The sequence below is a fragment of the Actinocorallia herbida genome (assembly GCF_003751225.1).
Classification (GTDB): Bacteria; Actinomycetota; Actinomycetes; order Streptosporangiales; family Streptosporangiaceae; genus Actinocorallia; species Actinocorallia herbida.
This window is the reverse complement of the sequence record NZ_RJKE01000001.1, coordinates 9141214-9160567: the sequence shown is the minus strand read 5'-3', so window position 1 is coordinate 9160567 and position 19354 is coordinate 9141214. Positions and strand designations below refer to the sequence as shown.

The window sequence follows — 19354 nt, the reverse complement described above, 5'->3', positions numbered from 1 at the left end:
CTCCTGAGGAGGTGACGTCCGGGTGGGGTCAGCCGGTCCACTGGCCCTGGGTGAAGGAGGCGGTGAAAGCGACCATCAAAGGGAGAGAGATCGACAGGTAGACGGCGAGGAGCCAGCGGTGGCGGGACATGAGGTGGCCGAGAACGATCCAGAGGGGGAACCAGAGGAGGGTGGCGCGGCCGATGGAGAGGTAGAAGCTCGACGTCATGAAGGCGGCGAGCTGGGTGGCGACATAGACGAATTCGGGCCACTGGCGCTGGTGCAGGAGCCAGGCGACGAGGAGGACGCCGACGGCCGCCGCGGCGATCTCGACGCGGAACGCGTTCGTCCACTCCGACTGGATCTGGAAGGCGTTGACCCAGGTCGTCTTGAAGGACTCCCACGGCATGACGGTCTGCCGGTTCCAGCCCTTCTCCTGGGCGTGCTGCCAGGCCATCATGTCGCCGGTCTCGTACCAGAGGTAGCCCATGTAGGCGGCGATCGAGACGAAGGGGGCGATAAGGAAGGGTGCTTTGCGCCAGTTGCGGGCCTTGCGGCCGTGCGGTCCGACGAGGAACTCGACGATCATGGCGAGTGCGAGGAACAGGCCGGTGATCCGGACGACCGAGGCCGCCGCGGCGAGAAGCGCGGCGTACTCCCAGCGCCCCTTCTTGGCGAGCAGCCAGGCGGGCAGCGCCAGGGCGAGGAAGAGCGCCTCGGAGTAGGCGGCGAAGAGGAACACCGCACACGGGCTGGTGATGATCGCCAGCACGGCGAGGAAGCCGGGCCTGCCCCACCAGGCCTCCGGCCGCTCCTCCGTGCCCGCGTCCAGATCCGCGCCGCCTGGCGCGGTCGCGCCCCTCCGCCGCTCCGCGGCCCCCGCGGACCCGGGACGCTCGGTGCCCACCCCGACGGCCCCGAACTCGGCAGTCCGCTCACCGACCCGCCCGGAGACCCCACCCGAAGCCCGCTCGGCGGCGCTCTCCGCACCGAACCCGGAGGCACGCCCGGACCCGCTGGACGCATGCTCGGCACCGCGATCCGGGATCCACTCGGCGGCGTGGTCCCGGTCCCGCCCAGCGACGAATCCGGAAGTGCGCTCGGTGGCCCCGCCCGCACGATCCGAGGGGTGTTTCCCGGCGTGATCGCGGGTGCGTCCTGAACCGGGAGCGCGCTCGGAGGAGCCGTCCAGGGCGGAGGTGCGGGATGGGGGGGCGCCTATGCGGTGGCGGAGGAAGGTGGGGGTGGAAGTGGGGAGATCGGTCAGGCGAGAGAGGGCGATGGCGACGACGGGGCCGGCGAGCAGGGAGATGAGGAGGCCGGCGGCGCGGTAGTCCGAGACGACGAGGCCCACGAACCGGATGACCAGGGGGTATCCGGGGAAGAAGGCGGGCCAGCTTTCCGGGTCGTAGACGTCCGGGGGGCCGCCGCTGTAGCCGTAGGTCGCGAGCCACCAGAACCGGTCGGCGTCCCAGCGGTTCCAGCGGGTCAGGTAGTCCGGCCAGGGCCCGTCGTGCGGGATCACCCGGATCGCCACGATCGAGAACCAGGCCACCGCGAGCGCGGCGGTCAGCCACGCGCCTGCCGCGGTCCGGTCAGCCCTCCGAGGGATCAGCCTCTTCATACTGAGGCGTTCTACCACGCCCGCCCTCTGCCCCCTGTAAACACCGCCAAACCCCCGCACCTCAGCCCTGCCCGGTGGCGGCGGGAAAGGGGGAAGGGCCCGTGCTCCGGAGCACGGGCCCTTCCCTTGAGGCTATTGCGCTGTTTGTCTGTTGCCTTGGCCCTGGCCGTTGTTCTGTTGGTTCGGGACGTTCGGGTCGTAGTCGTTCGGGTCCTGGTCGGCGGTGACACCGTCGCCGTCGTTGTCGACGTGGGCCTGGTCGCCGCCGTCCTGCGTGGCGCAGGCCGGGTAGTCGGCGTGCGCGACGCAGAACCAGTCCGGCGGGTCGTTCTCGGTGCCGGGCGGCGGCTTGGTCGCGTCACAGGCGGGCGGGAGCTGGCCGACCTGGCAGCCCGGCAGGTCCTGCTGACCGCCGCCACCGTCGCCGTGCCCGTTGTTCTCGCACTGGTTCATGATCTGCTCGATCGGACCGCACTTGTCGGTCTTGGTGGGCTTCGGCTTCAGCGTGTCCCACTTCATCGTGTCGCCCGTGTAGGTGGGCGTCGGGAACTGCTCGAGGTCCGAACCCGCCAAGGCCTTGTCCATGAAGGCCTTCCAGATGAGCGCCGGGTAGTGGCCACCGTAGGAGGCGGACTCCCCGATATAGGGCTCCATCGACTTGCTCTTCTGGTGGTACACCGTCGCGGCCGCGGAGTACTGCGGCGTGTAGCCGACGAACCAGGTGGCGGCCCCTTCGTCGGTGGTGCCGGTCTTGCCCGCGGCGGGCTGGCCGTTGACGAGCCGTGCCTCCTTACCGGTACCGCTGGTGACGACCGCCCTCATCGCCTCGGTGGCCTGGGCCGCCTGGTCCTCGGTGAGGACCTGCTTCTTCTTCCAGGGCAGAGGGACTTCGGATTCCTTGCCGGTGCCGCTGTCCTTGTGGGTGATCTTGGTGATCAGGTGCGGAGTGTACGCGGTGCCGCCGTTGGAGAACGCGGCGTAGCCCGCGGCCTGGTACATGGCCGGGACGTTGGAGACACCGAGCGAGAGGCTCGGGTTGGCCGGATCCATGCCTTCGGTCGGCAGGCCGAAGTCCTTGGCCTTCGCGATCACCTTGTCCAGGCCGACCTTGATGCCGAGCTTGACGAACGAGGAGTTGATCGACTGCTCGGTCGCCTTGACCAGGGTGATCGCCTGGCCCTCACTGTGCGCGCTGCGCATCCAGTAGCCGCCCCGCTGGTCCTGGCACACCGTCTCGCTCTTGGCGTCCGCGATCACGTCACCGGTGGTCTTGTCGAGACAGATGAGTCCGCGGCCCTCGATGAGGGACTTGACGTTGAAGCCCTCGGAAAGCGCGGTCGCCAGCACGTAGGGCTTGAACGACGAACCGATCTGCGGCTGGTCGACCAGGGCCGCGTTCGGCATGTTGCGCTTCGGGTTGCCGCCGTAGAAGGCGACGATCGAGCCGTCCTTCGGGTCCACCACGACCAGGCCCGAACGGATGATCTTCTCGTTCTTCTTGGAGAGCGTGGCGTCGGGGCCGGCCTTCTTGACGGCCTCCTCGGCGTAGTCCATCAGCTTCGGGTTGAGGCTGGTGTAGATCTTGTATCCACCGGAGGTGGTGACCGCCGTCTCGTCGAAGTCCGGGATCTGCCCCAGTTCGCTGAGCACCCGGTCGAGGATGTAGGCCTGCTGGCTGTCGGACTGCGGGGCAGCGTTCTCCTTGACCTTCGGGAACTTCATCGCGTCCCGCTTGCCCTTTTCGAGCCAGCCCTCGGTGACCATGCCGTTGAGCACGTAGTTCCACCGATCGACGAGCGCGGTGTGGCAGGGCAGGTCTTCCTTCTTCGGGTCGTCCCACCCGCAGAAGTAACCCGGCTGCTGGATCATCGCGGCGAGCATGGCGCCCTCCTCGACGGAGAGCTTGCTGATGTCCTTCCAGAAGTACGCCTTGGACGCCGCCTGGATCCCGCTCGCGTTCCGGCCGAACGGGATCGTGTTCAGGTAGTTCTTCATGATCTCGTCTTTGGAGTACTTCCCCTCGAGCTTGAGGGCGGTGAAGATCTCCTTGACCTTGCGGGTGACGCTGCGGTCGGTGCTCAGCGTGTTCAGCCGGTTGCGCGCGAGCTGCTGGGTGATCGTCGAGCCGCCCTCGACGCTGCCGCCGGTGACGGTCTTCATGGCGGCACGCGTCATGCCCTTGATCGAGATGCCGGGGTCGGTCTCGAAGCCGCGCTGCTCGGCCGCCATGACGGCCTGGCGGACATGGACGGGCACGGCGGCGAGCTCGACGTCCTCCCGGTTGGCGGCCATGCTGAACATGACCTTTTCCTTGCCCTTCTTGCCGTCCCAGTAGACGGAGGTGCGCTGGAAGTCCACGCCCTCCTGGAGGTTGGCCGAGTTGGTCAGGTCCGGGGTCGGGGTGGAGGCGTAGCCGATGCCGACGAGGCCCAGCATCGCGACGAGGCCGACCGCGCAGACCGCGGCGACGATCTTCCAATTCGGGACGTACTTCTTCCAGCCCTCTTTGCCGCCGCCCCCCTTGCCGCGCCGGCCACGGCCACGGCCGCCGCCGCCACGGCCGCCGTCGTCGCCGACGTCGACGCCGGGCGGGTTGTCGACCTGGATCGGTCCGCCGTCGAGGACGGTGACGGCCGGGTCCGCGCCGTAGCCGTCATGTGCCTCGTAGCCGTTCTGGTGGGCGGCGTAAGACTGATCGGCGTAGGTCTGGTCGGCGTAGTGGTCCCCGTACCCCTGGTCGCCGTATCCCTGGCCGTCGTACTGCTGGCCGAAGGCCTGACCGCCCGCGGCGTCGAAGGACGTGTGATCGTCGTAGCCCTGCTGCGCCGGCACGTACCCGTTCTGGTCGGCGAAGCCGCTCTGGTCGCCGTACTCGTCGTACGCACCGTACTGTGTCGGTGGCGCGGAGTTACCGTACTGGGACTCGCGGTAGATCTGTTCGCGCCCCTGGGGCGGCGCCGGCCGGAACCAGTCGTCCTCCGGCAGGTCCCCTGAGGGGCCACCGGATCCATACGGCGGATTACTCACACGACCTCTTCAGCTGGGGTGCGGGGCCGGGGGACCCCACACGGCGGCACTGCCGGGGCCGGTCTGGCGGGGGGCAAAGCCCAGCAGCGTCAGGTGTCTAACGGGTCATCGTACCGACGGGGCCCACTCCACCGGTGCGGTATAGCCCACACCGTTCCTTCACCGTTGCGAGGAATGAGGCGGCTTGCGGAGTTGGTTAACACTACGTATCTTTGCGATGTATCGAAGCGATACATTCACACGATACATCTAGCTGAGCTACCGCGGAGGGGAAGCATGGTCAGCAAGAGGGGCGGCGTGTTGGAACTCGCCGTGCTCGGCTTGCTCCACGAGTCCCCGATGCACGGGTACGAGCTGCGCAAACGGCTCAATACCCTGCTCGGCATGTTCCGGGCGTTCTCCTACGGCACGCTGTACCCCTGCCTCAAGCAGCTCCTCGCACAGGGGCTGATCACCGAGGACGAGGACGAGCAGCCACCGGCGACGCTCCAGAGCAAACGGGCCAAGATCGTCTACAAGCTGACGGCCGAGGGCAAGGAGCAGCTGCAGAAGCTCCTCACCGAGGCCGGCCCCGCGGCCTGGGAGGACGAAGGATTCGGCGTTCATTTCGCCTTCTTCGCCCAGACCCGGGCCGATGTGCGGCTGCGGATCCTCGAAGGCCGGCGCAGCCGGCTGGAGGAGCGCCTCGACCATGTGCGCACCGCGCTCACCCGCACCCGGGAGCGGTTCGACAGCTACACGCTGGAGTTGCAGAACCACGGGCTCGAATCCGTCGAGCGCGAGGTCAGGTGGCTGAACGAGCTGATCGGGCGGGAGCACGCGCGAGCGGCCGATGAGCGTCAGCGGGCAGACGAGACAGATGTACATGACGACAACGAAACGGACGCTCCCCGTCGGGGGACGTCTCCCTCATAAGAGCCTGGGGATCTTCCCCCAGACCCGGTGAGATAGAGAAAAGGAGCAACCGGATGGGTTCGGTGCGCGTAGCCATCGTTGGAGTGGGCAACTGCGCCTCTTCGCTCGTCCAGGGTGTCGAGTTCTACAAGGACGCGGCGCCCGATCAGCGGGTCCCCGGGCTGATGCACGTTCAGTTCGGCGACTACCACGTGGGCGACGTGGAGTTCGTGGCGGCGTTCGACGTGGATGCGAAGAAGGTCGGGCAGGACCTCGCGCACGCCATCCACGCGAGCGAGAACAACACGATCAAGTTCGCTGATGTCCCGCCGACCGGGGTGACCGTGCAGCGCGGGCACACCTTCGACGGCCTGGGCGAGTACTACCTCGACATGGTCGAGGAGTCCGACGCGACCCCGGTCGACGTCGTGCAGGCGCTCAAGGACGCCAAGGTCGACGTCCTGGTCTCCTACCTTCCGGTGGGCTCGGAAGAGGCCGACCGCTTCTACGCCCAGGCGTGCCTCGACGCCAAGGTGGCGTTCGTGAACGCCCTGCCGGTGTTCATCGCGTCCGACCCGGAGTGGGCGCAGAAGTTCGTCGACGCGGGTGTCCCGATCGTCGGCGACGACATCAAGTCCCAGGTCGGCGCGACCATCACGCACCGCGTCATGGCCAAGCTGTTCGAGGACCGCGGCGTGGAGCTGCTGCGCACGTACCAGCTCAACTTCGGCGGCAACATGGACTTCATGAACATGCTGGAGCGCAAGCGCCTGCAGTCCAAGAAGATCTCCAAGACGCAGTCGGTCACCTCGCAGATCCCGCACGAGATGGCCAAGGCCGACGTGCACATCGGCCCGTCCGACCACGTGCCGTGGCTGGACGACCGCAAGTGGGCGTACGTCCGCTTGGAGGGCAAGTCCTTCGGCGACACCCCGCTGAACCTGGAGTACAAGCTGGAGGTCTGGGACTCCCCCAACTCCGCCGGTGTCATCATCGACGCCGTCCGCGCCGCGAAGATCGCCAAGGACCGCGGCATCGGCGGCCCGATCCTCTCGGCGAGCTCGTACTTCATGAAGTCCCCGCCGGAGCAGTACAACGACGACGAGGCCCGCCTCGCCGTCGAGGCGTTCATCCGCGGTGACGTCGAGCGCTGACCCCGCTCGTCCTTCTCAGGACACGTCAAGGCCCGGCAGGCTCTGCGCCTGCCGGGCCTTCGTCGTTCTCGGAGGCGCCTTCACCACTAATCTCGTCTATTCTTATAGGAAATATCTAGATCTGGAGGTCTCGTTGAGCGTCACCGACGAACTGCTGGCCAACGCCGAGCGCTACGCCGCGTCCTTCGACAAGGGCGCGCTGCCGCTGCCCCCGGCCAAGGGCGTCGCCGTCCTCGCCTGCATGGACGCCCGCCTCAACCCGTACGGCCTCCTCGGCCTCGGCGAGGGCGACGCGCACGTCATCCGGAACGCGGGCGGGGTCGTCACCGCGGACGAGCGGCGCAGCCTCGCGATCAGCCAGCGGCTGCTCGGCACCCGCGAGATCATCCTGATCCACCACACCGACTGCGGCATGCTCACCTTCACCGATGACGGGTTCAAGACCCAGATCCAGGACGAACTGGGCATCAAGCCCGACTGGTCGGCCGAAGCCTTCGCCGACCTCGACGAGGACGTCCGCCAGTCGATCGGGCGCATCAAGGCCGACCCGTTCATCCCGCACACCGACCAGGTGCGCGGCTTCGTCTACGACGTGGCGAACGGCACCCTGCGCGAGGTCAAGCCCGCCTGAGGACTCCGGGCCTGGCTCCCTTCGGGGTGGGAGGGGGTCAGGTTCCGGTGGCGACGCGGCGGTCCAGGGCGTGGCGCGCGGCCGCCTGGCGGAGGATCTTGGCGGGGTCCTCGACCTCGGGCGGCACGAGGATCTGGATCGCGGGGTGGGGGGTGCCCACGAGGGTGCCCAGCGGGGTGACGGCCCGGATCGCGTAGACGGCGTCGATCGGGGTCGCCAGGATCGCGGTGGCCTGGGCGAGATCCGCGGCGGCGACCAGGGTTCCGTTCGGGTACCAGGTGCGCGGCGGGGAGGCGGCGATCTGGGCGATCGCGGCGCGTTCGCGCTGGACGGACAGGGGCTGGCCGGGTCGGGGGCCCTTGTGGAAGCGGGCCTCACGGGCGCCGCCCCAGACGGTGAAGCCGTAGAGGACCGCGACGAGCAGCAGGACGAGCGCCGCGTTGGACAGCGCTTCGCCCTCGGCGAAGACGACCAGCACGCCGGCTGCGGTGACCGCTGCGACGGGCCGGATCCGCGACCCGCGCAGCGCCCGGCCAGGGGGGACAAAGCTATAGCTGGCGGACACCCGGTGATCGTATGATGCGGCAGGCTTTTTGAGGAGTCTGGGAGCGCATGGAACTCGAAAGCACCGCGGTCGACGGAGTGCCCGCCTTTCACGGCCCGGGTTCCGAGTTCGCCGCCGCCCTGGTCTTCCGCGTCGGCAGGGCCGACGAGATCCTCGCGACGAGCGGGATCACCCACCTCGTCGAACACCTCGCGCTGCACGGGCTCGGCCCCGCCGAACGGCACTTCAACGGGGCGGTCGGCCCGATCACCACGACGTTCGTCAAGCAGGGCGAGCCGGAGGAGGTCGTCCGGTTCCTCAAGAGCGTGTGCGCGGCGCTCCAGGCGCTGCCGGCCGAGCGGATCGAGGCCGAGAAGCAGGTGCTGCGGGCCGAGGCCGAGAACCGGTCGGACGGCCCCGTCGACCTGCTGGCCTGGCGGTACGGCCCGGCCGGTCCGGGAATGCTGGGATATGCCGAGCTCGGGGTGGCGCAGCAGACACCGCAGTCGCTCGCCTCCTGGGCCGGGCACTGGTTCACCCGGGGGAACGCCGCCCTCGCCATGTCCGGCCCGATCCCTCCCGGTCTCGTCCTCGAGCTGCCCGACGGGCCGCGCCGCCCCATCGCGCCCTCCCCGAGCGTGCTGCCGTGGCTCCCGGCGTCGATGCCGTCCCAGCTGCACGGGGTCGCGCTGCACACCGTCGTCGAGCGCGGGCCCGCCGCGTCGCTGTACCGGGAGATCCTCACCCGGCGGCTGCACCAGGCGCTGCGGCTCGACCGGGCGATCAGCTACAGCTCCTCGGTCAGCGCGGTCGGGCAGTACGCCAGGACGCTCGAACTCCTCATCGGCGCCGACGGGATCGGCGACCGGCTCCCCGAACTGAACTCCGCGTTCCTCGACGAGATCGAGCGGATCGCCACCCGGCCCGTCACCGGCGCGGAGCTGGAGGCGGCCCGGGCGGCCGCCGCGGAGGCGCTGGACGGGCCCGACGCGGGTTTCTCCCTGGCCGTGGGCGCCGCCACCGACACCCTGATCGGCGCGCCCGTCCGGACCGCCGCGATGATCGCCGACGGGCTCGCGCGGGTCACGCCCGACGACATCCTGCGGGTCGCGCGGCAGGCCAGGGACGGGGCCCTGGTGACCCGGCCGGTGAAGACCGGGGTCGCGCACTCCCGGTACGTCGAGGCGCCGGCGAACTCGACGGTCGGGGTCGAGGGCCGGGCGTTCCACCCGTGGGAGGCCGACGGCGGGTTCCTCTTCGCCGGGCCGTCGGGCGTGACCCAGGTGCACGGGCCGTCGATGGGGACCGTGCTGTTCGCCGAGTGCCGCGGGCTGCTGGTGTGGCCGGACGGGGCGCGGCGGCTGTTCGGCCGCGACGGCGTCACCGTGCACATCGAGCCCGCGCTCTACCGGGACGCCGAGATGCTGCTCGCCCTGGTCGACCGTGGGGTGCGGCCGGAGACCGTGGTGCGGATGCCCGCCCGGGAGCGGACACCACGTGCCGAGGCCGCGGACAGGCCGATGTCCCTCGACGTGCCCGCGCGCACGATCGAGAACCGGCAGGCGGTGCGGGAGCGGCTGCCGTTCCTCGCCGGGCGCTACGCCAGGCCGATCCACGAAGACCCCGAGCTGTACGCCGTGCTCGGCAGGATCCGGCGCGGAAGCGTCGAGCTGGGCCTTCCGCTGCTCGCGGCCACCCGCAACGACGCCGAGCGGCGGCGCCAGCGGCTCGGCTCGCTCGCCGACGCGGTCAAGGCGGAGGCGCTCAGCGGCCTCCGCGCGGCCTTTCCCGATGATCCCGACCTGCTGCTGTGGGCGGGTTCCGCGATCATCCGGGACGCCTGGACCATCCGGAGCGACTCGCAGGCCCAGTACGTCGGACGCGACCAGTTCACCCGCTTCTGGGCGGTGCTGTCCGGGGCGGCCGAGCCGCTGCTCCGCGCGGCGACCCTGCTGCCGCACGACCCCTCGCCGTGGGACGAACTCCAGTCCTACGGACGGGGCATGCAGCTCGGCCGTCCCGTCCTCGACTCCTACTGGGCGGAGATCACGCGCCGCGCCCCGAACCTGTGGATCGGGCACTACAACCGCGTCCAGGTGCTCGCCGCCAAGTGGCAGGGCTCGGCCGCCGAGGTGCTCGCCTTCGCCGAGGACACCGCCGCCCGCGTCCGTCCCGGCGACCCCCTCGCCGCCATGGTCGCCGCCGCCCACCTGGAGAACGCCGTCGCCTGCGACGAAGGCCCCACCCCCTACCTCGCCCAGCCCGAGGTCCACTTCTCCCTCGCCCGCGCCGCCGACAAGTTCAACGCCTCCCCCACCCCCCACCTCCGCCGCTCCTGGGCCCACCAGCTCTTCGGCGGCGCCTTCCACACCGCCGGCGACCTCACCCGAGCCCGCCACCACCTTCGCCAAGCCGGCTGGACCGACGCCGAACCCCTCGCCTGGAACTACGCCCCCAACCCCCAACGCCTCTTCCGCCTGGCCCGCCGGCACACCGGCGTCCACCGCCACCGAGCCCCCGGTCTCTGACCGCCCACACGGCCGCGCCACCCGACCTCAAGGCGCAGGCGGCACCCGCCTGACGCGACCGAGCCAGGCAAGCGTGCTCGGATGGATCGGCGGACGCGTCCGTGGACGGGACGGTGGGCGGTGCGAAGGTCCTGCCTCGCTCGAGCGTGAACGTGGCGTTGGAGCGTGCGTAGAGTGATCTGGTGGGTTTTCGGGAGGTGTGGCGCGAGCGCGGGTTCCGGTGGTTGTACGGGACGCGGCTGGCGTCGCAGTTCGCGGACGGGCTGGTGCAGGTCGGGCTTGCCGCCTATGTGCTCTCGCCGGAGAACGAGGCGAGCGCCGGGAAGGTCGCTGTCGCGTTCGCGGTGATGCTGCTGCCCTATTCGGTGCTCGGCCCCTTCGCGGGAGTCCTGCTGGATCGGTGGCGGCGGCAGGTCGTGCTGGTGCGGACGCCGCTGGTCAGGGCGCTGTGCGTGCTGGGGATGGCCTGGCTGATCTCGGCGCTGGACGACAGCGACCTCTACCTCGTCGCGGCGCTCGTGGTGCTGGGGGTCAATCGGTTCTTCCTGTCCGCGCTGTCCGCGGCGCTGCCGCATGTGGTGCGGGGGCCGGAGCTGCTGCTGGCCAACACGGTCTCGGTGACGTCGGGGACGGTGGCGGCGTTCGCGGGGGCGGGGGTCGGGTTCCTCGTCGCTCAGGCGGGGACCACGGCGGTGCTGGTGACCGCGGCCGTCCTCTATGTCTGTGCCTCCTTCGTCGCGCGGGCGCTGCCTCGCGACGGGCTCGGGCCGGACGGGACGGAGAGCCGGGAGACGGTCCGGAACGTCGTGTCCGGGATGGTCGAAGGGGCGCGGTACATCGCGCGGAGGCGGCCCGCGGCGCTGGCTCTCGGCGCGATCGCGGCACACCGCTTCCTGTACGGGATCTGGCTGCTGATGACGATCCTGCTGTACCGGAACCATTTCCCCTCCGGGTTCGGCGGGGTCGCGGTGATCACCACGGTCTCCGGTGCGGGATATCTGCTCGGGGCGGTGATCACGCCGCCGGCGGCGCGGCGGTTCGGGAAGGACGCGTGGATCTCGGCGATGCTGCTGGCCGCCGCCGTCTCCCTGCTCGTCCTCGCGGTGCCGCTGCGTGAGCCGCTTTACGTCGCGGGCGGGTTCGCCCTCGGGATGGCGGCGCAGGGCGTCAAGCTCTGCGTCGACACGATCCTCCAGGAGAGCGTCGCCGACGAATTCCGGGGAAGGGTCTTCGCGGCCTACGACATGTTCTTCAACGCGACCTTCGTCGCCGCCGCCTGCGTCGGGGCCTTCGCCCTTCCTCCGGACGGGCGTTCCTACGCCGTCCTCGGAGGAGTGATAGCCGCCTATGCCGCTGCGGCCGTCACCTACCGGGTGCTCTCGCGCAAGGACGCCGCTACGGAGCCGTCTTCACCGATGCCGCGTTGACGGCCGTGCCCGCGTAGCGGACCTGAAGCCTTCCGGAGCGCTTGGCGAAGGCGTACTTGCCCTTGCCCCCGGTCACGGTCGTCTCGACGAGCTTCCAGGCGCCCCCGGTCCACTTGTAGAGCCGCACCTTCTGGCCCGCGTAAGGCGCGAAGCCTCCGGTCTCGCCGAGCCTGCGCAGCGCCCCGTTGACGCCCCCGCCCCGCCCGGACGGCGCCACGGCCGAAAGGGTGGTGCGCCGTTTCACGTGAAACATCAGCCGCGCGGCCTTCTTCTCGCCGCCCGCTTCATCCCGGACGAACAGGGCGCCACCCCACTTGCCCGGCGCGTCGAACCGGTTGAACGAGAACGACCCCGTCCACCGGTCCGAGCCGTCACGCCGGACGAGGTCGATGAGCGTCCGCGAGCCGTCCGGCCCGGTCAGTTCGAGGTCCATCGCCCGCACGGACGCCCCCGCGCCCCGTGCGGTGAAGGTCGTCCACACGCCCCTGCCCCGTTCCCCTACGACGACGGTCGGCTGCGAGGACTCCAGCGTGATCGCCGCCGCCGAGGCGGGTACGGCCGGTCCGGCGACGAGCGAGCCGGTGAGCGCCAAGACGGTCAGCGCCGGGAAGGTGTAGCGCATGGTCCACTCCGGAGGGGGGATCGAAAGGAGCTTTCTCGATCAAGTTAGAGCTGACAATCCGTCTACTTATGCCTTCCGGCAGGTGAGGCGGCTCACGTTCGCCGAATAAGTGCTTGCTTACGCAGCTCAAGCTACTCACGAGTAATACAGATCACGGCGGTACCGTGACCCACGTGACACCCGAAAGGACGCCCCCGATGACCCCCGAGGAACTCCAGGCCTACGACCGCGAGCACGTCTGGCACCCCTACGCGCCGATGCCCGCGACCGTCAGCGCCCACGCGGTGGCGGAGGCGCACGGCGTCCGACTCCACCTGGAGGACGGCAGGGTCCTCATCGACGGCATGTCGTCCTGGTGGGCGGCCATCCACGGCTACGACCACCCCGCGCTCAACGCCGCGATCACCGGCCAGCTCGAAAAGATGGCCCACGTCATGTTCGGCGGCCTCACCCACCGCCCGGCCGTCGAGCTCGCCGAGCGCCTCGTGAACCTCTCCCCGGAGGGCATCACCAAGGTCTTCTTCGCCGACTCCGGATCCGTCGCCGTCGAGGTGGCGATCAAGATGGCGCTCCAGTACTGGCGGGCGCAAGGCCGGAACCGCCCAAGGCTGCTCACCGTACGAGGCGGCTACCACGGCGACACCTTCGGCGACATGGCCGTCTGCGACCCCGTCAACGGCATGCACCACATGTTCAGCGACGTCCTGCCCGTCCACGTCTTCGCGCCCGAGCCCCCGGCCGGGCCCGACCCCGCCTACGCCGAGGCCCTGGCCCGCCTGGTCGAGGCGCACGCCCACGAGCTCGCCGGGATCATCGTCGAGCCGATCGTTCAGGGCGCAGGCGGCATGCGCTTCTATGACCCCGCCCACCTCCGCACCCTCCGCGACCTCGCTGACGCGCACGGCCTCCTGCTCATCCTCGACGAGATCGCCACCGGATTCGGCCGCTCCGGCGAGCTCTGGGGCGCCGACCACGCCGGGGTCTCCCCCGACATCATGTGCGTCGGCAAGGCCCTCACCGGCGGCTACCTGACCATGGCCGCGACCCTCTGCACCGACCGCGTCGCCGCCGGGATCAGCGCCTCCGGCGAGGCCCCCCTCATGCACGGCCCGACCTTCATGGCCAACCCGCTGGCCGCAGCAGTCGCCGGAGCGTCCCTGGACCTCCTGACGGCCCGGGACTGGCGCACGGAGGTCCAGACGATCGAAAAGGTCCTCTCCGACGGCCTCAGCGGCGTCCGGGGCCTGCCGGGCGTCGCCGACGTTCGGGTGAAGGGCGCGATCGGCGTCATCGAGACCACCCGGCCCGTCGACGCCCAGCGGATCCAGGACACCGTGATGGCCCACGGCGTGTGGCTGCGCCCGTTCGGCAGGCTGATCTACACGATGCCGCCCTACGTCAGCACCGAGGACGAGACGGCGAGGATCACCGAGGCGATGACCGCCGCCGCCCGCACCCTCTAGAGAACGCCTTCCTCACGAGCCCAGGCCAGGAGCGCCTCCTTGGCGGCCTCCTTGTCCTGCGGCCCCTTGTCGAGGCGGAGGTCCATCAGGAACTTGTACGCCTTGCCGACGAGCGGCCCCGGCTTGATCCCCAGGACCTCCTGGATCTCGTCGCCGTCGAGGTCGGGCCGGATCCTGCCCAGCTCCTCCTCCTCGGCGAGCCGGGCGATCCGCTCCTCCAGCGCGTCGTACGTCTTGGCCAGACGGTCGGCCTTACGCCGGTTCCGGGTGGTGCAGTCCGCACGGGTCAGCTTGTGCAGGCGCGGCAGCAGGTGTCCCGCGTCCCTGACGTACCGGCGCACCGCCGAGTCCGTCCACTCGCCTTCGCCGTACCCGTGGAAGCGAAGATGCAGCTCGACCAGCCGGGAGACGTCGGTGACGATCTCCTTGGAGTACTTCAGCGCCATCAGCCGCTTCTTGGTGAGCTTCGCGCCGACGACCTCGTGGTGATGGAACGAGACCCGGCCGCCCTCCAGGTGGGCGCGGGTGCGCGGCTTGCCGATGTCGTGCAGCAGCGCGGCGAGGCGCAGCACGAGGTCGGGGCCGTCCTCCTCCTGCGCGATCGCCTGGTCGAGCACGATCATCGAGTGCTCGTAGACGTCCTTGTGCCTGTGGTGCTCGTCGATCTCCAACCGAAGCGCGGGCAGCTCGGGCAGCACGTACGCGGCGAGGCCCGAGACGTCCAGGGCGGCGAGGCCCGCACGGGGATACGCCCCGCACAGCAGCTTCGACAGCTCCGCCTGGACGCGTTCGGCCGAGACGATCTCGATCCGGTCGGCCATCTCCCGCATCGCGGCGAGCACCGGCGGGTCGATGGTGAAGCCGAGCTGGGAGGCGAACCGGGCGGCGCGCAGCATCCGCAGGGGGTCGTCGTTGAAGGAGTCCTCCGGAAGGCCCGGGGTGCGCAGCCGCTTGGCCTTCAGATCCTCCAGGCCGCCGAACGGGTCGACGAACTCGCGGCTCGGCAGCCGCGCCGCCATCGCGTTGACGGCGAAGTCGCGCCGCCGCAGATCCTCGACGAGCGATGTGCCGTAGGACACATCGGGCTTGCGGGATTTCGGATCGTAGGTCTCGCTCCGGTAGGTGGTCACCTCCATGAGGTGCTCGCCCTTCCGCAACCCGACCGTGCCGAATTCGATGCCGATCGTCCACACGGCGTCGGCCCAGCCGTCGATCACCTCGAGGACGCGATTCGGCGGCGCGTCCGTGGTGAAGTCGAGGTCGGTGACCGGGCGGCGCAGCAGGGCGTCGCGGACGGGGCCGCCGACCAGCGCCAGCTCGTGTCCCGCCGCGGCGAAGCGCCGGCCGAGCTGCTCGGCCTCGGCGGGGATCACCCGCCCGAGCAGGGTGGCCAGGGCCTTGCGCTGTTCCTCGTTCGACACGACCGCCAAGCCTACGGTGCGACCCCGACCCCCTCCAAACCTGTTATCGACGCTCCGCCGCGTCCGAAGCCTCCGGTTCGGCCCACTACCATCGAGCGGGTGACACGGCGGGGAACGAAACCTCAGTGAGGAAACGGCTCACGGCTGCTCTCGGAGCGGTCACGCTCATGCTGACCGCGGGTTTCCTGCCCGTGGCGACCGCCCCCGCCCAAGCGAAGGCGCCGGGCAAAGACCAGGTGTCGATCGTCCTGGAGAACGTCGCGCCGAGCGTCCTCCAGGCGAAGCACAAAACGCTGACGATCAAGGGCAAGATCGTCAATGCGGGCGACACGGCGCTCACCGGGGTCCAGGTCCAGGCCCAGTACGGGACCAGGTTCACCACGCGCGCCCAGCTCGCGGACTTCGCCTCCGGCGCCGGCGCCAACCCCGCGACCGCCGCGCTCGACGTCTCCCGCACCTTCGACCTCCCCGCGAACGGCACCCAGCCCTTCACCCTCAAGGGGGACGCGACCCGCCTGGCCGCCATCGCGCCGAGCGACCTGTCGGTGTTCCCGCTGGCGGTCACCGCGGCCGACGCCGAAGGCCCGTTCGAAGCCGAGGCCCGCACCTTCGTCAACTACGTGCCGAAGGAGGCCAAGAAGACGATCAAGCCGACCAAGGTCGCGTTCGTCTGGCCGCTGATCGAGGCACCGCACCGCACCACCGACACCGAGTTCACCGACGACGGCCTCGCCGCCTCCCTCGACCCCGACGACACCGGGAACGGCAGGCTCGACGCCCTCCTCGACGCCGTCGACACCGGGTCCGCCTCCACCTCCGGCGCGGTCACCCTCGCGATCGACCCCTCCCTCGTGACGGACGTCGACGCGATGCAGCGGCCCTACCAGGTCGTCGAACGGACCGACTCCCCCGAAGACACGGGGGGCACCAGCGCGAAGGCCGAAGAGAAGCCGTCGAACGGGGACGCCAAGAACTGGCTCAGCAGGCTCCGCGCCTACGTGGACGAGGAAGGCCACCAGTTCTTCCTCACCCCCTACGCCGATGTCGACAGCGTCTCCCTGGTCAACAAGAAGATGGCCCAGGGCGGCGTCAACCTCCTCAAGGCCGCGTACGCCGACAAGACGCTCGCCACGGACATCCTGGACGCCAACGAGACCTACGGAAAGCTCACCTGGCCCGGCAACGGCACCATCAACCAGGCGACGATCGACCGGCTCTACCGCCTCGGCACCCGTCAGTTCCTGCTCACCAGCGACCAGCTCCAGCCCGTCGGGGGCCTCAGCCGCACGCCCAGCGCCGCGCACAACGTGGAGACCTCCAGCGGCAAGCGCCCGCTCGCGCTGGCCTTCGACGAGACGATCCAGCAGGTCGTCAGCGGCAACACCCGCGCCGAGGGCGGCGCCCTGGCCGCCCGGCAGCGCTACCTCGCCGAGACCGCCATGATCACCGCCGAGGCGCCCAGCGACGGCCGGACCCTCCTCGTCGTCCCGGACCGGCGCTGGAACCCCTCCCCCGACTTCGCGAAGTTCCTGCTCGGCCACACCGACGCCAGGTCGGCGTGGCTGCAGCCCACCACGCTCGGGGCGATCGCGCAGCCGAAGAACCGGACCGATGAGCGCCAGCTCGTCACCTACCCCGACCGCGACGCCGAGTTCAGCCGCACCTACCTCGACCGCGTCAAGACGATGTACAACAAGGCCGCGGCCTTCGGGAACCTCTTCACCGAGCCCGACGGGGCCCTGCTGCGCGCGCCGATGCGGGCCACCTCGAACTCGTGGCGCGGCGCGGTCCGCAGAGAGTCCGCCTACGACTTCCTCGACGCCGCCGAGGACTCGGTCAACGCCGAGGTCGGCAAGATCAACCTCGCCAGCGAGGAGGTGAAGCAGCTCGCCGGGTCGTCCGGGATGCTGAGGTTCACCGCGGTCAACGAGCTGACCGAGGGCCAGGTCACGATCAAGATCGAGATCGCCACCGACCCCAAGGGCCGGCTCGTCTTCCCCGACTCGGAGAACCCCGACGTCTTCACCGCCACAAGGCCGATCGACGCGGGCCAGAAGGACACCTTCATGGTGGCCGTCAAGCTCCCGACCGGCGGCTCGATCGACAACAAGATCCCGGTGCGGGTCAGGATCCTCAACGAGGCCGGCCAGGAGATCAACTCCAGCACCATCGACGTCAGTACGACCGGAGTCTCCTCAGTCGGTGTTTTCATCACCATTGGCTCACTCGCCTTGCTGGTCATCGGCGTAGGCTTCCGGGGAATGCGCGCGCGGCGGCGGCGCAAGGAGGAGGAGGGCCGTGACGACGGAGCAGCAGCCGGCTGAGCAGAAGGAGGAGCCCCGGCCCGACAAGGGCGTGGGCTCCAGCATTCTGCGATCGGGCGCGCTCATGGCGCTCGGCACGATCGCCTCCCGGATCACCGGGTTCGTCCGCAGCGCGGTGATCATCATCGCGCTCGGCAACGGCATCCTGGGCTCGATCTACAACCTCGCCAACACCATCCCGAACATCATCTACGACCTGCTGTTCGGCGGGATCCTCGGCTCGATCATCGTGCCGATGATCGTCCAGGCCAAGAAGAAGGACCGCGAGTACGGCGAGCGGTACGAGCAGCGGTTCTTCACCGTCGCGCTGCTCGGCCTCGGCGTGCTCACCATCGGTTCGGTCGTCGCCGCACCGCTGATCATGCGCGCGTACGGCGGCGCCGAACTCCAGGGCGCCGACCTGCGCCTCGCGGTGCTGTTCGCGATGTTCTTCCTCCCGCAGATCTTCTTCTACGGGGTCGGCGCGTTCGCCGGGGCCATCCTCAACACCCGGAACTCCTTCGCCGCCCCCATGTGGGCGCCGGTGCTCAACAACGTCGTCGTCATCGGCGTCGGCATCGCCTTCCTGATCGTGCAGGGCGGCGGCCCGCCCACCTCGGCCAACCTCACCGACGCCGAGTTCCTGCTGCTGGCCATCGGCACCACCGGCGGCATCGTGCTCCAGACCCTCGTGCTGTGGCCCGCGCTGCGCCGCACCGGCTTCCGCTGGCGGCCCCGGCTCGACTTCCAGAAGGGCGAGCTCCGCCAGGTCGGCAAGGCCGCGGGCTGGACCCTGCTGTACGTCGTGCTGATCCAGATCGGCTTCCTGATCGTCACCCGGCTCAACACCACCGCCGGGTTCATGGCCGAGCAGGAAGGGCTGTCCGGCGCCTACGGCTACGCGTCCTACGCGACCGCCTACCAGTTCTTCCAGCTCCCGTACGCGATCGTCGCGGTCTCGGTCATCACCGCGCTGCTCCCCCGGATGAGCGCGCACGCCGCCGACGGCGACACCGACGCCGTCCGGGACGACTTCTCCTCCGGCCTCCGGCTCTCGTCGGTGCTGATCATCCCCGGCGCCGCCTACATGCTGGCGCTGGCCCCCGACATCGTCCAGGCGCTCTTCGCACACGGCAACACCAGCGCGGAGGACGCCGCGGTCATCGGCCGGATCATGCAGGTCTTCGCGATCGCGCTCGTGCCGTTCTCGATCTACCAGCTGATGCTCCGGGTGTTCTACGCGCACCGCGACACCCGCACCCCCGCGCTCATCGCGTTCGTCACAGTCGCGGTCAACATCGGCACCGCGGTGGCCGCCTTCAACCTGCTGCCGACCGAGGACATCGTGGTCGGCATCGCGGGCGCGTTCGTGGTCACCAACGCCGTCGGCGTCGTCGTCTGCGCGCTGGTCCTGCGCCGTCTCCTCGGCCGGATCGACGCGGGCCGGATCATCGCCGCGCACGTCAAGATGCTCGCCGCGGCAGGGCCGATGGCGGCCTTCGCGGTCGGCTGCCACGTCCTCATCGAGAAATGGGCCGGAAGCGGACTTATCCCTTCCCTGGCCACACTGGTCGCAGGCGGCCTCGGTGGTGGCATTCTGTACCTTGTCGCCGCGCGGGTGCTCCGCATCCCCGAGGTCGACACGATGGTAAGGACGCTCAGCGCCCGAATTCCGGGACTGCGCTAACCCCTCAGCCCTACTACGATGTCAGGCACCATGGGATTCGACGATGTGCG

Annotated in this window: 13 protein-coding genes; 8 read left to right on the top strand and 5 right to left on the bottom strand. The window is 69.8% G+C overall.

Going from position 1 to position 19354, the window contains the following annotated elements; genetic code table 11:
• Window positions 1–28: 28 nt before the first annotated feature.
• On the bottom strand, window positions 29–1603 hold the full coding sequence (locus tag EDD29_RS41730; RefSeq protein WP_123669654.1) for a hypothetical protein: 1575 nt from the start codon (window positions 1601–1603) through the stop codon (window positions 29–31).
• Window positions 1604–1735: 132 nt separating this feature from the next.
• A complete protein-coding gene (locus tag EDD29_RS41725) occupies window positions 1736–4630 on the bottom strand; it encodes a transglycosylase domain-containing protein (protein WP_123669653.1) in 2895 nt (964 codons plus the stop codon).
• Window positions 4631–4906: 276 nt separating this feature from the next.
• Here EDD29_RS41725 and EDD29_RS41720 point away from each other — a divergent pair, with 276 nt between their 5' ends.
• The 3 genes from EDD29_RS41720 (at window position 4907) to EDD29_RS41710 (ending at window position 7309) form a co-directional block, all read left to right on the top strand.
• Window positions 4907–5545, top strand: coding sequence for a PadR family transcriptional regulator (locus EDD29_RS41720; RefSeq protein ID WP_123669652.1), 639 nt, complete (start codon window positions 4907–4909; stop codon window positions 5543–5545).
• Window positions 5546–5598: 53 nt separating this feature from the next.
• Window positions 5599–6678, top strand: a complete 1080-nt coding sequence (locus tag EDD29_RS41715; RefSeq protein WP_123669651.1) for an inositol-3-phosphate synthase — start codon at window positions 5599–5601, stop codon at window positions 6676–6678.
• 133 nt (window positions 6679–6811) lie between these two features.
• On the top strand, window positions 6812–7309 hold the full coding sequence (locus EDD29_RS41710) for a beta-class carbonic anhydrase (protein ID WP_123669650.1): 498 nt from the start codon (window positions 6812–6814) through the stop codon (window positions 7307–7309).
• A gap of 37 nt (window positions 7310–7346) precedes the next feature.
• Here the strand turns inward: EDD29_RS41710 and EDD29_RS41705 are convergent, their stop codons facing one another.
• Window positions 7347–7874, bottom strand: coding sequence for a hypothetical protein (locus tag EDD29_RS41705; RefSeq protein WP_148086274.1), 528 nt, complete (start codon window positions 7872–7874; stop codon window positions 7347–7349).
• A 47-nt stretch (window positions 7875–7921) separates the two neighbouring features.
• On the opposite strand from EDD29_RS41705, the gene EDD29_RS41700 reads away from it, so the two are divergent.
• Window positions 7922–10381 (top strand): peptidase M16 family protein, encoded by a 2460-nt coding sequence (locus EDD29_RS41700; RefSeq protein WP_123669648.1) that lies wholly within the window; start codon window positions 7922–7924, stop codon window positions 10379–10381.
• Between the two features lie 182 nt (window positions 10382–10563).
• A complete protein-coding gene (locus tag EDD29_RS41695) occupies window positions 10564–11808 on the top strand; it encodes an MFS transporter (protein WP_246053285.1) in 1245 nt (414 codons plus the stop codon).
• Here EDD29_RS41695 and EDD29_RS41690 read toward each other — a convergent pair.
• A complete protein-coding gene (locus EDD29_RS41690; RefSeq protein WP_123669646.1) occupies window positions 11777–12430 on the bottom strand; it encodes a hypothetical protein in 654 nt (217 codons plus the stop codon). The two genes, EDD29_RS41695 and EDD29_RS41690, sit on opposite strands and share 32 nt — an antisense overlap.
• 197 nt (window positions 12431–12627) lie before the next feature.
• Here EDD29_RS41690 and EDD29_RS41685 point away from each other — a divergent pair, with 197 nt between their 5' ends.
• A complete protein-coding gene (locus EDD29_RS41685; protein ID WP_123669645.1) occupies window positions 12628–13893 on the top strand; it encodes an adenosylmethionine--8-amino-7-oxononanoate transaminase in 1266 nt (421 codons plus the stop codon).
• Here the strand turns inward: EDD29_RS41685 and EDD29_RS41680 are convergent.
• The gene (locus tag EDD29_RS41680) at window positions 13890–15314 is read right to left on the bottom strand and encodes a CCA tRNA nucleotidyltransferase (RefSeq protein ID WP_246053284.1); all 1425 of its coding nucleotides are present in this window, start codon (window positions 15312–15314) and stop codon (window positions 13890–13892) included. The genes EDD29_RS41685 and EDD29_RS41680 overlap by 4 nt on opposite strands.
• A gap of 125 nt (window positions 15315–15439) precedes the next feature.
• Here EDD29_RS41680 and EDD29_RS41675 point away from each other — a divergent pair, with 125 nt between their 5' ends.
• Together EDD29_RS41675 and murJ are read left to right on the top strand one after the other, a co-directional pair.
• Window positions 15440–17638, top strand: a complete 2199-nt coding sequence (locus EDD29_RS41675) for a DUF6049 family protein (RefSeq protein WP_281280990.1) — start codon at window positions 15440–15442, stop codon at window positions 17636–17638.
• Window positions 17613–19304 (top strand): murein biosynthesis integral membrane protein MurJ, encoded by a 1692-nt coding sequence (gene murJ, locus EDD29_RS41670; RefSeq protein WP_246053283.1) that lies wholly within the window; start codon window positions 17613–17615, stop codon window positions 19302–19304. The genes EDD29_RS41675 and murJ overlap by 26 nt, the downstream gene beginning before the upstream one ends.
• Window positions 19305–19354: the final 50 nt, after the last annotated feature.

Excerpts from the sequence above, each read along its gene's own strand:
- EDD29_RS41730 (WP_123669654.1), bottom strand. The coding sequence starts at position 1,603 with ATGAAGAGGCTGATCCCTCGGAGGGCTGACCGGACCGCGGCAGGCGCG.
- EDD29_RS41720 (WP_123669652.1), top strand. The coding sequence starts at position 4,907 with ATGGTCAGCAAGAGGGGCGGCGTGTTGGAACTCGCCGTGCTCGGCTTG.
- EDD29_RS41715 (WP_123669651.1), top strand. The coding sequence starts at position 5,599 with ATGGGTTCGGTGCGCGTAGCCATCGTTGGAGTGGGCAACTGCGCCTCT.
- EDD29_RS41700 (WP_123669648.1), top strand. The coding sequence starts at position 7,922 with ATGGAACTCGAAAGCACCGCGGTCGACGGAGTGCCCGCCTTTCACGGC.
- EDD29_RS41690 (WP_123669646.1), bottom strand. The coding sequence starts at position 12,430 with ATGCGCTACACCTTCCCGGCGCTGACCGTCTTGGCGCTCACCGGCTCG.
- EDD29_RS41685 (WP_123669645.1), top strand. The coding sequence starts at position 12,628 with ATGACCCCCGAGGAACTCCAGGCCTACGACCGCGAGCACGTCTGGCAC.